General features: G+C 34.8%; 13 protein-coding genes. 6 read left to right on the plus strand and 7 right to left on the minus strand.

What is annotated here, in order from left to right:
- The 3 genes from ACN0QX_RS11525 to ACN0QX_RS11535 form a co-directional block, all read left to right on the plus strand.
- Nucleotides 1-1,063: MFS transporter (locus tag ACN0QX_RS11525; RefSeq protein WP_417197138.1), on the plus strand; the 1,063-nt coding region annotated here is incomplete at its 5' end.
- A 121-nt stretch (nt 1,064-1,184) separates the two neighbouring features.
- On the plus strand, nt 1,185-2,969 hold the full coding sequence (locus tag ACN0QX_RS11530) for a peptide MFS transporter (RefSeq protein WP_376857902.1): 1,785 nt from the start codon (nt 1,185-1,187) through the stop codon (nt 2,967-2,969).
- A gap of 86 nt (nt 2,970-3,055) precedes the next feature.
- Nucleotides 3,056-3,604, plus strand: a complete 549-nt coding sequence (locus ACN0QX_RS11535) for a thioredoxin family protein (protein WP_417197140.1) — start codon at nt 3,056-3,058, stop codon at nt 3,602-3,604.
- A gap of 1 nt (nt 3,605) precedes the next feature.
- Here ACN0QX_RS11535 and ACN0QX_RS11540 read toward each other — a convergent pair whose 3' ends face one another.
- Together ACN0QX_RS11540 and ACN0QX_RS11545 are read right to left on the minus strand one after the other, a co-directional pair.
- Nucleotides 3,606-5,606, minus strand: coding sequence for a ComEC/Rec2 family competence protein (locus ACN0QX_RS11540; protein WP_417197142.1), 2,001 nt, complete (start codon nt 5,604-5,606; stop codon nt 3,606-3,608).
- A 67-nt stretch (nt 5,607-5,673) separates the two neighbouring features.
- Nucleotides 5,674-6,201, minus strand: coding sequence for a C40 family peptidase (locus ACN0QX_RS11545; RefSeq protein WP_417197144.1), 528 nt, complete (start codon nt 6,199-6,201; stop codon nt 5,674-5,676).
- Nucleotides 6,202-6,311: 110 nt separating this feature from the next.
- Here ACN0QX_RS11545 and ACN0QX_RS11550 point away from each other — a divergent pair, with 110 nt between their 5' ends.
- Nucleotides 6,312-7,454 (plus strand): DNA cytosine methyltransferase, encoded by a 1,143-nt coding sequence (locus tag ACN0QX_RS11550; RefSeq protein ID WP_376857896.1) that lies wholly within the window; start codon nt 6,312-6,314, stop codon nt 7,452-7,454.
- 10 nt (nt 7,455-7,464) lie between these two features.
- Here ACN0QX_RS11550 and lpxB read toward each other — a convergent pair whose 3' ends face one another.
- The 3 genes from lpxB to surE are packed head-to-tail and all read right to left on the minus strand — an operon-like array spanning nt 7,465 to nt 9,635.
- Nucleotides 7,465-8,580 carry a lipid-A-disaccharide synthase gene (lpxB, locus tag ACN0QX_RS11555; RefSeq protein ID WP_248395858.1) on the minus strand — a complete coding sequence of 372 codons (1,116 nt, stop codon included), beginning with the start codon at nt 8,578-8,580 and terminating at the stop codon, nt 7,465-7,467.
- 1 nt (nt 8,581) lies between these two features.
- Entirely contained in the window at nt 8,582-8,866 is a 285-nt protein-coding gene (locus ACN0QX_RS11560; protein WP_376857895.1) for a hypothetical protein, read from the minus strand.
- A complete protein-coding gene (surE, locus tag ACN0QX_RS11565; RefSeq protein WP_376857893.1) occupies nt 8,859-9,635 on the minus strand; it encodes a 5'/3'-nucleotidase SurE in 777 nt (258 codons plus the stop codon). The genes ACN0QX_RS11560 and surE overlap by 8 nt, the downstream gene beginning before the upstream one ends.
- Nucleotides 9,636-9,788: 153 nt before the next feature.
- Between surE and ACN0QX_RS11570 the strand changes: the two genes are divergently transcribed.
- Together ACN0QX_RS11570 and ACN0QX_RS11575 are read left to right on the plus strand one after the other, a co-directional pair.
- Entirely contained in the window at nt 9,789-11,945 is a 2,157-nt protein-coding gene (locus tag ACN0QX_RS11570; protein WP_417197146.1) for a carboxy terminal-processing peptidase, read from the plus strand.
- 6 nt (nt 11,946-11,951) lie between these two features.
- The gene (locus ACN0QX_RS11575; protein WP_248395845.1) at nt 11,952-13,037 is read left to right on the plus strand and encodes an ABC transporter permease; all 1,086 of its coding nucleotides are present in this window, start codon (nt 11,952-11,954) and stop codon (nt 13,035-13,037) included.
- Nucleotides 13,038-13,148: 111 nt separating this feature from the next.
- Here ACN0QX_RS11575 and yihA read toward each other — a convergent pair whose 3' ends face one another.
- A complete protein-coding gene (gene yihA / locus ACN0QX_RS11580) occupies nt 13,149-13,751 on the minus strand; it encodes a ribosome biogenesis GTP-binding protein YihA/YsxC (RefSeq protein WP_248395843.1) in 603 nt (200 codons plus the stop codon).
- A gap of 40 nt (nt 13,752-13,791) precedes the next feature.
- Nucleotides 13,792-14,556, minus strand: coding sequence for an alpha/beta fold hydrolase (locus ACN0QX_RS11585; protein WP_417197168.1), 765 nt, complete (start codon nt 14,554-14,556; stop codon nt 13,792-13,794).
- Nucleotides 14,557-14,793 lie beyond the last annotated feature (237 nt).

Consider the following 14,793-nt stretch of genomic DNA (forward strand, 5'->3'; position numbering starts at 1 on the left):
TATTGGGGAAAATATTGGATGGCATTATGGTTTTGGATTAGCTGGTATTTTTATGTTTTTAGGGATGTTACAATTCTATTTTACTCAAAAAATATTTGGAAGAATTGGATTGTCGCCAAAACAAACACAAGATTTTGACGATGTAATTGAGGATAGTGTTGAAAAAATTGGAGAAGATATAGAAGAAGTTGTCGAAGAAGCAGAAAGTTCTGGAGTTGTCAGAGATAGAATGATTGTTATTGGTGTGTTTTCAATATTTGTAATATTTTTCTGGTGGGCATTTGAGCAAGCGGGAGGATCTATGACCGTTTTTGCAGCAGATTATACAGATCGAGCGTTAGTTGGTAGTGCAGCACTAACTTTCAAAATAGTAAACACCATAATCACAGTGGTTCCAATGTTGGTTATTACTTGGGTTTTAGTGATGTTATTTAAGCAAACATTTCAGAATTACGCGTTTGCCAATGTGTTATTAGGCTTGAGTTTTGTAATTATTTGGGGAATTGTTATTTGGATGTTAAATAGAGAGTTTCAATCAGATGCAACGGAAGTTCCGGCATCATGGTTTTCAGTTTTAAATTCATTGTTTATTATATTATTTGCGCCTTTATTTTCTAAAATTTGGGAAAGTAAATTAAATCCTTCAGGCCCAGTTAAATTTGCTATTGGCTTGCTTCTAGTAGGTTTTGGATTTGGAGTTTTAGCTTATGGAGCAGCGGGAATACCAGATGGTGCTAAAACAGCTTCTGTTAGTTTAATGTTTTTGGTAGTTGCCTATTTCTTACATACTATGGGAGAGCTATGTGTGTCTCCAGTTGGGTTATCTTATGTAAGTAAATTAGCGCCTGTGAAATTTGTTAGTTTAATGTTTGGAATTTGGTTTACAGCTAATTTCTTTGCAAATCTATTAGGTGGTTTTACGGGAAGTTATATCGACCCAATTTCTGAAGAATACGGTTTAACAACCTTCTTTTTAATATTTACTATAATTCCAATCTCAGCAGCTTTAATTATGTTGTTATTAAACCCGATGCTGAAAAGAATGATGCATGGAATTGAGTAACGTAATTTTTAATGTTTACTTGAAAAGGTAGTAATGATTTTCAGTACTAGCTTTTTGAAAGTAAAATAATTTACAGGCGGTTTCGTCTATATATGCGCTTTATATTTTAACTAACTATACTATGAATACGGATATTGAAAATTTATTTAAGGACACAGTTCTCGGACATCCAGTAGGACTATTTATTCTTTTCTTTACAGAGATGTGGGAGCGTTTTTCTTTCTATGGAATGCGAATCCTTCTTATCTTATTTTTAACAGCTCCAATGATGAGTGATAATCCGGGATGGGATTGGCCTCGAGAACATGCATTGGCGCTAATTGGTACTTATGCCTCTTTACTATATTTAACGCCTATTGTAGGAGGTTGGATTGCTGATAAGTTTACAGGCTATCGCATTGCCGTAATTATTGGTTGTTTAGTCATGACCCTTGGTCACGCAGCCATGGCTTTTGATACCACTATGAGTTTTTATATAGGTCTTGCCTTATTGGTAATTGGAACTGGTTTTTTTAAACCAAATATCACCTCTATAATTTCTGAAATGTATAAAACACGTGAGTCCAAAAAGGATGGTGCGTATACCATATTTTATATGGGTGTTAATGCTGGAGCTTTCTTTGGAATGATGCTTTGTGGTTATTTAGCCGAAAATTACGGCTGGCATTGGGGCTTTGGTTTAGCAGGTATATTTATGCTTTTAGGAATGCTTCAATTTATGTTAGCTCATAAAATATTTGGAAGTATTGGTGATAAACCAGGTAGAAAAGAAGAGGTTGTTTTGGAGCATACACCAAACGAAACCAATGTGGAAATAGTAGAGGAAATGCAAGCAGAAATTAAGCTAAATCCATTTACGACTTTCGATTATGTCTTGATTGTCTTATCCTCTATTGGTGGATTACTGTATCTTTTTAATGATCCTTTGGATGTTATCTACTCAATGTCCTTGGTACCTTTTGAAATAGGAGGAATGAGTGGTACGAATATCGTTATTCTTGCGGCTTTGGCCATGTTTCTTGTTTTGTTAATTACACGTATTGCACGTTATTTACCTATAGTTCGCGACCGATTAATTGCTGTTACCATATTTGCCTTATTCACAGTCTTTTTCTTCGCGTTCTTTGAGCAATCTTTAGGATCTATGACCTTGTTTGCAAGTGATTATACCGATAGAAGTTTAACTGGGAATTCGGCGACAATATTTAAAATAATAGATGGGCTTTTAACAACAATTCCGCTGATTATTATAACCTATGTTATTGCTTTAATATTTAAGAAAACCTTTACCAAAATTGGCGCTTCTAATATTGTCCTAGCCATTGCATTTGTTGGGGTTTGGGGATTAGTAATATTCCGTTTATACGATAAATTTAGTCAAACAGAAATGACGGTTGATGCTACTTGGTTTGGAATTTTAAACTCATTCTTTATTATTACATTAGCGCCATTATTTTCGAAATGGTGGGAAAGTAAATACAACCCAAGTGCTGCCATGAAATATGGTATTGGATTGGTGTTATTAGGCGTTGGTTTTGCCATTTTATCATATGGTGCATCAGATATTCCACCTGGAGCTAGAACAGCATCAGTAAGCATGGTATTCTTAATTCTGGCCTACTTATTTCATACCATGGGCGAGTTGTGCTTATCACCTTTAGGATTGTCCTATTTAAGTAAGTTAGTTCCTGCTCGTATGATTGGTTTTATGTTTGGCGTATGGTATTTAGCCATTGCCGTTGGACAAAAGGCTGCAAATACTATGGGTGGAATGATTGATAAGATTTCTGAAGCGTATTCTTTAGGAACCTTCTTTTTAATTTTTGCGGTAATTCCTGTTGCTGTGGGACTTATATCCATGGCATTAAATCCTTTACTTAAACGATTAATGCATGGTGTGCGCTAATCAATAAAATTGTTAAATTTAATTCAAAACACGCCTTTTTGGCGTGTTTTTTGTAAGTTCGGAACATATAATACAACAAATAGAACATGAGAAATTTATTTTATACTTTAATACTAATTGTCGGGTTCTCGACAGTTAGCGTGGCACAAGAAATTAATTGGGTAACTCTTGAAGAAGCTGTAGAACTTCAAAAGAAAAAACCTAAAAAAATCATGATGGATATGTACACCAACTGGTGTGGTCCTTGTAAAATGTTAGATAAAAATACCTTTCAAAATAAGGATGTGGCAGATTATGTTAATAAACATTTTTACGCCGTAAAATTTAATGCTGAAGGAAATGAAACTGTTACGTTTAAAGGGAAAACGTATACAAACCCAGGTTATGATCCAGCAAAAGCTAACAAGCGTAATTCAGGTCATGAATTAGCTCGCTATTTTAGTATCCGATCCTATCCTACTATTGTATATTTGGATGAAAATGCTAATTTATTAGCGCCTATTATTGGTTATCAAACACCACAACAATTGGAGTTATATTTAAAGGTGTTTAAAAATAATGAGCATAACAATTTTAAAACACAGCAAGATTTTCAAGCGTTTGCTCAAGCCTTTAAACCAGAGTTTACAAACTAATTTAGTTTTCTTTCAATATAAAAGCGCCTTTTTCACCTGTATAGTGAAAAAGGCGTTTTCGTGTTTTACAGGTTTCATGCCATCGGTTTATATACGATTTGTAATTGCTGCCATCAGCAATAATAACTTGCGGATTTAAAGAATCGATTAGTCGATTTAAATTAATTTTTGGCGACTGGCTCAAAATAATATAATCCGGCTTAAAGGATATGTTTTTGTAAACACCCAAACTGTCAATTATTAAAAATTGTTTCTGGTTGAAATGATAGGCATTTTGAATGCTTTGATAGTCTATCGTCTTAATAAAATTCCCAACGCGATAATTAGCAATGCTATAATCTGATTTTAATTTTAGGCTGTCCAAGTTGTGGAATACTTGTAAGTGAAATCTAGAATTTTTACTAATAATACTGTGTCTGCTTTTGTGAAATACTACAAATTCGTTGTTATTGCTATACCAAAACTGATTAAAAAATAAACCTATTTGGAATACGCAAGTCACAACCATTGCCAAAACAAGTTTATTGAACGCTTTCGATATAAAATACCTCGTAAAGAGTAGGATTATAAGATATAGACCAATAACAAGAAACCAATTCATGGGAATATCTCTAAATATGAAAACGTCCTGTTCTGCAATCCATTTAAAAAACTGATTCATCAAACTAATAATATCTCCAAAAATATCAGTCAATAAGCTCTTAGGAACGTCCATTAAAGCCATTCCGAAAATTAATAATCCATAACCTAGAATGAATCCTAAAAATGGAATGACAACCACATTAGTTAATAAGAAAAGCCCAGGAAATTGATGGAAATAGAAAATACTCAAAGGAAAAATCCCTAACTGCGCAGCTAATGAAACCGTTATTAACGTGATGATTTTATTAGGAAAGGCATAGGGTGTTTTTAAGCGTGCAAACAGTAGCGGATGAATTGCTACGATTCCAATAACCGCTAAATAACTTAACTGAAAACCGATTTCAAATAAAATCATAGGATTCCATATTAGTAATATAAATGCCGAAATAGCCAACGTGTTATAAATGTTATAAGGCCGTTTTAAATACATACCTATTGTTATCACACTAAACATGGTTACAGCGCGTAAAATAGAAGGTGATAATCCCGCAACCACGGCATAACTCCACAGTATAAAAAGAATGATGATAGCAGTAATATACCGACCATGTTTAATAAGTAATAAAGGTTTAAACAACCATTTTAAAAGGAACAGAATAATGCCAATATGCAATCCAGAAATTGCTAGAATATGAATGGCTCCAGCATTTACATAATCCGCATATAATTCCTTTCCAATATCCTGACGCTGCCCTAAAAGTAGGGCGTTAATAACCGCTAATTCAGATGCACCATACTTATATTTCTGGAGACCTTTATTTATCACTTGACGGAAATAGTCAGCATAACCATAAATGCTATGTTTTTCTCTTGATAGAACAGAAACAAATTCAGCCTTGCTATAAATTTGAGCATAAATTTGATGGTTTTCTAAATACCTTTGGTAATCAAATTGATGCGGATTTAAAGGCCTGTAAAGTTCTTGTAAACCGCCAAAGATTTGAATCTTATCATCTACTTCAAGGTTTGAAAAACTGCTGTCTTTACCAATGTTTAATAGAATATCTCCAAAAACACTTTTACCATTAATTGTTACTATTTCAGCAATGTAACGTTGGTTGAATATATTGGGTTTAATAACCTCTAAAATTCGTAATTGAAACTTTGAAAATTTGGCTTCAGAAATTGAGTACTGATGTGTATAATGTTTGTCATAATTCAGATGATTATGTATTTCCACACTTAAATTACCCAAACTCATAACCATCAAATACGCAGCTAGCCCAAACCAGATGGATTGTTTAAACTGATTTTGAGTTACAACATACGTAATGGTAAGAATTAGAAGTAGTACGAAAGTTATAGTCACAGAAAACTTCAGTGATAATGCCAACTGCAAACTCACTAAAATACCTAACATGAAACAACATGTTAGTTTAACTATCGGAAAATCAAGAAGTTTCACAATAGTAAGTTACAAAAATAACTTACAAGATTCGTCGTGCTTGAACAAATGCAAAATACCAATACTTTTCAGAAAGCTCTGAAATCATAACGCCGCTACTGGTAGAGGCATGAATAAATTCAACAAAACCAGTACGCGATTCGGTTACAATTCCTACATGATTTACGTTTCGGCTATTTTTATTAGTAGCAAAAAATAATAAATCCCCTTTCTGAACTTCTTTAACATCTACCCAATCGCCTGTTACGGCTAATTGTGATGTGGTTCGTGGCAATTGTATGGCTTCTTTTTTAAAGGATGTTACAATTAAACCAGAACAATCCATACCTTTTTTGGTTGTGCCACCGTATTTATATTTCACGCCGTTAAACGTTTTGGCGTAATCTATAATAGATTCGGCTTGAGAATTATAAGTCCCGCTGTTACTGCCTATTTTTTTGACAGCTGGAGCCGATTTAGTTGTTCTTTTCGATGAGCTAGTCGCCTTTTTTGTCGATTTACATGCCGAAAAACAGAATAGGCATAATAAAATAAGTAAGCTTTTTTGCATATTTCCAAAAATACACATTTTTGTTATAAAAAATAATAACAACTTAAAAACTTGGTTGGACAACAGGTATAAAACGGTTACTTTTAACCTTTCAAAAGGAATTTTACAATATGAATGTAGTCGATTTGTTTTCGGGTTGTGGTGGATTAGCACTTGGTTTTAAATGGGCTGGATTCCAAACACTGTTAGCAAGTGATGTGGATGAAAATTGCGAAAAAACCTATTCCCATAACTTTCCAAATGTGCCGTTTATTAAAAACGATCTACGAGACATTTCTACAAATGAATTAAAAAAACACCTTTCAAAGCCTGTGGATGTCGTTGTTGGAGGTCCACCTTGTCAAGGGTTTTCATTGGCTAACAAAAACAGAAACAAAGCAAAATCAGATCCTAGAAACGAGTTGTTTTATGAGTTTGTTCGTGTGGTTACCGATTTACAGCCCAAAGCCTTTGTCATGGAAAATGTACGTGGCTTATTATCCATGCAAAAAGGACAGGTTATTAAACTTATGAAAGATGAGTTTGAAAATGCTGGAATTGGATATCAGGTGGAATATCAAGTGCTTTTAGCTTCAGATTATGGCGTGCCACAAAATAGGCAACGGGTTATTATGATTGGCATCCGAAAGGATTTAGAAAAGCAACCGGTTTTCCCAAAGAAAACATATGAGAAACCGGTAAGCGTTTGGGAAGCCATTTCCGATTTACCACAAATAAAAGCATCGGAAGGTGCCGAAAAAATGACTTATGAAATGGATGCATCAAATACTTATCAAGAATTTATACGGCAGCAAAGTACGTTGGTTTTTAACCACATAGCTATGCGTCATACCCAACGATTAATCAATCGGTTTCAGGTAATTAAAGCGGGTGAATCTTTGGCGCATGTTTCTCAAGAACATGCTGCGGTAAAACGTGGAAACCCGAAGGAGAAATCCAAGATTGTTTTTTCGCAAAATAATCAGCGTTTACATGCTGAAAAGCCTGCGCCAACCATTGCAGCATCTTTTCAAAGTAATTTTATTCATCCGTTCTTACATCGAAATTTTACGGCACGTGAAGGCGCGCGATTACAATCATTTCCAGATACCTTTATTTTTCAAGGGATGCGAACTAAAATGAGTTGGGAAAAGGGTTTGAGTCAATATCAGCAAATAGGAAATGCCGTTCCGCCTTTATTGGGTTATGCTATTGCCAAGTCCCTGCAGGAAACACTTTCTGGTGTTCAAAATTCAAAAGAAAAACTGTTTTAAAGTCTGCCTTTTACGGGTTAAGGGATTTATAGATTAGTTGTGCCGTTTTAGCACTTGCCCCTTTACCGCCTAACTTTTTTTCAAGTTCGTAGTAGTCCAAAAATAGCTTGTTTCTAGTTGGCTTATCCAAAATTTTATCGAGTTCTAATTTTAGATTTTTTCGGGTAAACTCATCTTGGATTAGTTCAGTTACAACTTCCTTATCCATAATTAAATTCACTAATGAAATGTATTTAATATGCTTAACCAAACGCTTGCCAATTTGGTAAGAAAGCCAACTGCCTTTATAGCAAACCACTTCTGGAACCTTAAATAAAGCTGCTTCCAAAGTGGCCGTTCCCGATGTTACCAATGCTGCGGAAGCCACACTTAATAAATCGTACGTTTTGTTTGAGATAAAATGAACATTGGAATTTTTAATAAACTGTTTGTAGAAATCGTAATCCTGACTTGGTGCACCCGCAATTACAAACTGATAGTTAGGATAGTCAGGCGTCAAGCTTAACATAACCGATAGCATTTTAGAAATTTCTTGTTTTCTACTACCAGGTAATAGTGCAATTATTGGTTTTTCGCTTAATTCGTTTTCTGCTCTAAAGGCTGCTTCGCTAATTTGTTCACGACCAGAAATAGCGTCAATAAGGGGATGACCAACAAACGTTACAGGATAATCATGGGTTTTATAAAACGTTTCAACAAAAGGTAAAATAACGTACATGGCATCAATATCGCGTTTAATGTCTTTTACACGCCCTGCTCGGGATGCCCAAACTTGAGGTGAAATATAGTAATTGGTTTTAAACCCTTCTTTTTTTGCCCATTTGGCAATACGCAGGTTAAATCCTGAATTGTCTATAAAAATTATAACATCTGGTTGGTATTCGGCAATATCCGTTTTACATAAATCGAAATCTTTAAAGATAGAGGAGAGGTTCATAATCACCTCCGCAAAACCCATAAACGAGCGTTCTTTGTAGTGTTTCACCAAAGTACCACCAACGGCTTGCATCAAGTCGCCTCCCCAAAACTGAAATTCCGCTTTAGGATCTTCTTTTTTCAGAGCTTTCATGAGATTGGAACCATGCAAATCACCTGAAGCTTCACCAGCAATTATATAATATTTCATACTACATAAATTTAAATAGAAATGTTGAAACCGCAACAATAACGGTTGCTAAAAGCACACCTCTAGCGCGATAATCTTGTTTTTTCTTAATAAAGATAAAAAAGGCGGCTAAATTTAAAATGGCTCCAAGGCTCACCAATTTTCCTAGAAAACCTTCAGCAGAAGCATTTTTTAGTGCCATGATAAAATCAGTATGATTCCCTAAAACCATAGTAGCTAAATATACACCTATGGCATTGGCAATTAAGCCCACTAATAAACCGATAAAAACTTCTTTTTTAATCATTAAAATTCCATGTATTTAATTGCTGAACATAATGGTGCGCTGTTAAATCAAATTGAACCGGAACCACGGAAACAAAACCGTTTTCTAAAGCCCATTCATCTGTGTCTTCGCCTTTATCTAAATTAACAAATTTCCCAGTTAACCAATAATAATCTTTCCCTTGAGGTGTTTGGCGTTTATCAAATTCTTCTTGCCAGTTTGCCTTGGCTTGTCGGCATATTCTAATGCCCTTAATGTCTTCTTTCTTCAGGTTTGGAATGTTAACGTTTAATACAATATCTTTTGGTAGACCGTTTTTTAAAACTTCTTGCGTTACCTTTTTTGCTATAATTTTGGCCGCGGAAAAATCGGCATTATAATTATAGTCTAAAAGCGAAAAGCCAATAGCAGGCACACCTTCAATTCCAGCCTCCAAAGCAGCACTCATTGTTCCTGAATAAATAACATTTATAGAGGAATTTGAACCGTGGTTTATACCAGAAACACAAAGGTCTGGACGTCTATCTAAAATTTCGTTAACCGCTAATTTTACGCAATCTGCAGGTGTACCCGAACAGCTGTATTCAATACGCCCAGATTCATCAATTTTTACACGCTCTAAATGCAAAGTAGAATTAATGGTTATGGCATGGCCCATGGCACTTTGTGGGCTATCTGGTGCTACCACCACAATATCGCCTAAATCTTTTACGGCCTCAATTAATGCGCGCACGCCAGGAGCTGTTATACCATCGTCGTTTGTGACTAAAATTAGTGGTCTTTTTGTCATTTTATTTTCGTTTATTACGGTTGCTAAAATACATAAAATCATGTGCAATGCCTGAATTTATATGGTTTAACAAAAAATTATTAGTGATTGGTTTAATTGGCATGGTTTTTTCATTAATTTAGTGAAAAATAATCTATGCTTTTTTTGAGACTTATGAAAAGGAATTATAACATTTTAGTGCTCTTGCTGTTACTGGCATTTGCATCCTGTAGTTTTACTACCAAAACATTTGATGATCCGGATAAAGATAAATTGCTTATTCAAGTAATAACCTACGTTTTAGAACGTGGTCATTTTGATCCAAAAGCAATGGATGATAACTTTTCTGAACAGGTGTATTTGGATTATCTCGACCAGATAGATCCATTAAAACAATATTTCTACAAATCGGATATTGAAGAATTTTCGAAATATAAAACGGAGTTAGATGATCAATTGAAAGCTTATGATATTTCATTCTTCAACTTAACACATGAGCGTTTAATAAAACGTATTGAAGAAGCTAAAGTTATCTATAAAACTATTTTAGATGAACCTTTTGATTATACGAAAAACGAAACCTACGATGCAGATTATGAAAACATCGGCTATGTGAAGAATAAGAAAGAATTAACAGATAGATGGAGACAACGTTTAAAATATAGCAATTTATCAAATTATGATGAATTGATGGTGGAGCAGGAAAATTTAGAAAAAATAAATGCCCGTGCCGATTCTTTAAACACGGATCGCGTTGTTAAAAAATCGATGGCTGAAATTGAAAAAGAATCGCGTGAAGCAACACTTAAAACTATTGATATTTATTACAACGATTATATAGATGATTTAGATCGCGATGACTGGTTTGTAATGTACATCAATGCAATTGCCCAAGAATTTGATCCACATACTACATATTTTGCACCTCAAGATAAGGAGGCTTTTAATCAAGATATGGCCGGAAAATTAGAAGGTATTGGGGCGCGTTTACAAAAGCGAAATGATAATACTAAAATCTTGGAATTAATTTCAGGAGGTCCAGCCTGGAGAGGAAAAGAGTTGGAAGTAGGTGATGTAATTATGAAAGTGCGTCAGGAATATGAAAAAGATGCCATTACCATAACGGGTATGCGTATTGATGATGCTATTAAACTGATAAAAGGTCCTAAAGGAACTAATGTGTTTTTAACGGTTAAAAAAGTTGATGGTACAACCAAAGTAATAAAAATTACGCGTGATATAGTGGAAATTGAAGAAACCCACGCCAAGTCCGCTTTTGTTAAGAAGGATGGCAAGAATTTTGGAATTATAAACCTGCCGAAATTTTACGCAGATTTTGAAGATTATCAAAAATTAAATGCAGCTAATGATGTTAAGAATGAAATTATTCGTCTTAAAGAGCAAGGCATGGAAGGTTTGGTTTTAGACTTGCGTAACAATGGCGGTGGATCACTTCAAACCGTTGTGGAAATGGCCGGACTTTTTATTGAAGATGGCCCAATTGTTCAAGTGCGTTCAACAGAGCATCCAAAGGAAGTATTAAGCGATACCGATAAATCTATAGTTTGGGATGGTCCATTAGTAATTTTAGTTAATGAATTTTCTGCATCAGCTTCAGAAATTATGGCTGCAGCCATGCAAGATTATAAACGCGCTATTATTATTGGAAGTAAACAAACCTATGGCAAAGGAACTGTTCAATCTTTTTATGATTTAAACAACATGGTTAGAAATAATCAAGAAGGAGATTTGGGCGCTTTAAAAGTTACGAGACAAAAATATTATAGGATTAATGGTGGATCTGTTCAGTTGGAAGGTGTAAAAAGTGATGTGGTTGTTCCAGACCGTTTCAGTTATATAGATATTGGTGAAAAGGATCAGAGAAACCCATTGTCTTGGGATGAAATTGATGCAGCCGACTATAAGTTATGGGAAGGTTATTTTGATTATGATACTACCATAAAAATGAGTAATGAGCGTATGAAAGATAACGAACAGCTCAAATTAATTGCAGATAATGCGCAATGGGTGCGGGCACGAATGGATGAAAAAACCTACCCATTAAATTATGAAGACTACAAAGCGAAATTAGATGCCAACGAAACGGAATCCAAAACCTTTGATAAAATTGGAGAATACCAAACCAATTTAACATACGAGTCATTGCCTTATGAACAAAAGCTTTTTGTTCAGGATACTGTTTTAAAGGACAAACGTCAGCGCTGGCATGAAAGCTTAAGCAAAGATGTGTATGTTGAAGAAGCATTACATGTTTTGCAAGATCTAAAGACATCGTATAATATTAAAAAAATGGCGACAGTTAAGGACTAGAAATTCATGAGTCAACAATCCAACTCATTAAGTCAATTAGCGCTCCAGAAATTCAAAAAAGATTTCTGGGGCGTTTTTAGTTTGGGATTTATTGTTTTTGTTGGGATAATTTCCATATTTGCTTATGTAATTGCGCCTGATAACTCCCAGTTTGCCAATCAGATGCATTTGTCTATACATTCTAAAAAACCAGGATTTACGGTTCAAATGCTAACTATTCCTCAAGAAACAGAAATTGAAGATTCGTTCTTTTCAAGTATATTCTTTGGGAAGAAAATTCAAGATACTGAAATCCCAATAACGTCTTATTCTATCCAAAATAATACATTAACCTATACAGAATATGCGTCTGATGGTTTAGAAGGCATGACCAAAACGATAGACATGAATGGCCTTTCTGAATCAGATTTAATTTCGAATAAAACCTTCCTTTTCGGAACTGATAAATATGGTCGTGATTTATTGAGTAGAACACTTGTTGGTGCTAGAATATCCTTCTTCATTGGCTTTATAGCCGTTTTTATATCTCTGGTAATTGGCATTTTTATGGGTAGCGTGGCTGGTTATTTTGGTGGTCGTGTGGATGCCATTATTATGTGGTTTATAAATGTGTCTTGGTCCATACCAACCTTACTTCTGGTAATCGCCATTACGTTAGCTTTAGGAAAGGGGTTTTGGCAGGTGTTTATTGCCGTAGGTTTAACTATGTGGGTGGAAGTGGCTCGTGTAGTACGTGGCCAAGTTATGGGTGTTAAAGAAATGCAGTATGTTACAGCGGCACGCGCGTTGGGTTTTAATGATTTTAGAATAATCACCAAACATATTCTACCAAACATTATGGCGCCAGTTATTGTAATTTCGGCAGCTAATTTTGCGGCAGCTATTTTAATTGAAAGTGGCTTGAGCTTTTTAGGAATTGGTGCACAACCACCTATGGCAAGTTGGGGAGCTATGATAAAAGATCATTACAATTACATCATTCTTGGAAAACCCTATTTGGCTTTAATTCCAGGATTCTGCATTATGAGTTTGGTTATGGCCTTTATGCTCATGGGAAATGCGCTTCGGGATGCCTTGGACGTGAAATCATAACGCCACACTTTTTGATTGTCTAAAAATTTATTCGTTAGGGATTGCTTAAAAGATGTTTTCTTGCAACTATAAATTGTGCGGTAAGAATTAAATAGAAATGAAAGCAGGTTTTCATTCCTCCATGTTTTCATTCAGCTCATGAATGTATTTTAGAACATCATCTTTACCGATGTTTTTAGAAGAAGATGTAATAAAATAATTTGGCATGTCCTCCCAAGTTTCTAGCATAATAGCACTGTAATCGGCTACATGGTTTAAAATGGCTTGCGGTTTTAGCTTATCAGCTTTGGTGAAAATTATGGAAAAAGGAATGCCGTTTTCACCCATCCATGCCATAAACTCTAAATCTATGGGCTGGGGTTTATGTCTAATATCTACTAAAACAAAAGCGGACACCAATTGCTCACGTTGTGTGAAATAATCGGTTATAAACTTTTGAAATGTTTTTTTGGAGCTTTTGGATACACGCGCATAGCCATAGCCTGGTAAATCTACCAAATACCAATTTTTATTAATTAAGAAATGGTTTATAAGCTGTGTTTTTCCAGGTCTACCTGACGTTTTAGCTAGACTTTTTCTACTTGTAAGCATGTTGATTAATGAGGATTTCCCAACATTGCTGCGCCCAATAAAGGCATATTCCGGAACCAAGTTTTTGGGACATTTTGCAACATCAGAATTGCTCATTACAAATTCTGCCGATTTAATTTCCATAGCTTATTCCCAGAATTTTGGGTTTTTAAGAGTTACTGTTTTATAATCCGCGTTTCGTTAACCAACTATCTAGAATGGTGTTAAATTCATCGGGATGTTCCATCATGGCTGCATGGCCACATTTATCAATCCAAAATAATTCTGAATCTGGTAATAATTCGTCAAATTCAACCGCCACTTCTGGTGGTGTAACCGTATCATTTTTCCCCCAAATTATACAAGTTGGCGTCTTCATATTTGGTAAATCTTTTGCCATATTATGACGAATAGCGCTTTTAGCAATAGCCAAGGTTTTAATTAGTTTGTTCCTGTCGTTTACAGTTTCGTAAACTTCGTCAACAATTTCTTTAGTGGCTACTTCAGGGTCATAAAAAACGTCTTGTGCTTTTTTCTTAATCACCTCGTAATCACTACGCTTTGTGTAGCCGCCACCCATGGCGCTTTCGTAAAGTCCAGAGCTTCCGGTAATAATTAAACCTTTTACTTTTTTTGGGTATAATTTCGTATGATACAAACCAATATGTCCGCCCAAGGAGTTTCCCAATAAAATAACCTCATCAAGTTCTTTGAATTCTATGAAATCGTGTAAATACTTGGCAAAACTTTTTACGTTTGTCTTTAAAAGCGACATGGAATAAATCGGTAATTCGGGAATAATTACACGATACCCCTTTTGACTGAAATAATTAGTTACAGAATCGAAATTGCTTAATCCACCCATTAAACCATGTAAAACAATGATGGGTGTGCCTTCTCCTACCTCTATGTAACTATAGCTTTTCTCTTTTTTTAATCTATGCGCCATTAATTGGTTAGTCTTTTCTTCAAACAAATATAGGTAAATCATTGTGAATATATTCACTTTTCTTAAAAGTGACATGGCAGACTTTTAATCAAGATGTTAACAATTGCTAAATGTTAAAGTTTTTCAGCGTTTAATTTCCTGATTGGTAGTTCTTAAAGGACTTTTCTGTGTTTTCAAATCGACTTTTCTTCACATATAATCGAAAAATTATCAACAAAGTGGTAGAAAGTGGTAAAA

It is taken from the genome of Bizionia sp., assembly GCF_048259285.1.
Lineage (GTDB): Bacteria > Bacteroidota > Bacteroidia > Flavobacteriales > Flavobacteriaceae > Algorimicrobium > Algorimicrobium hallyeonense.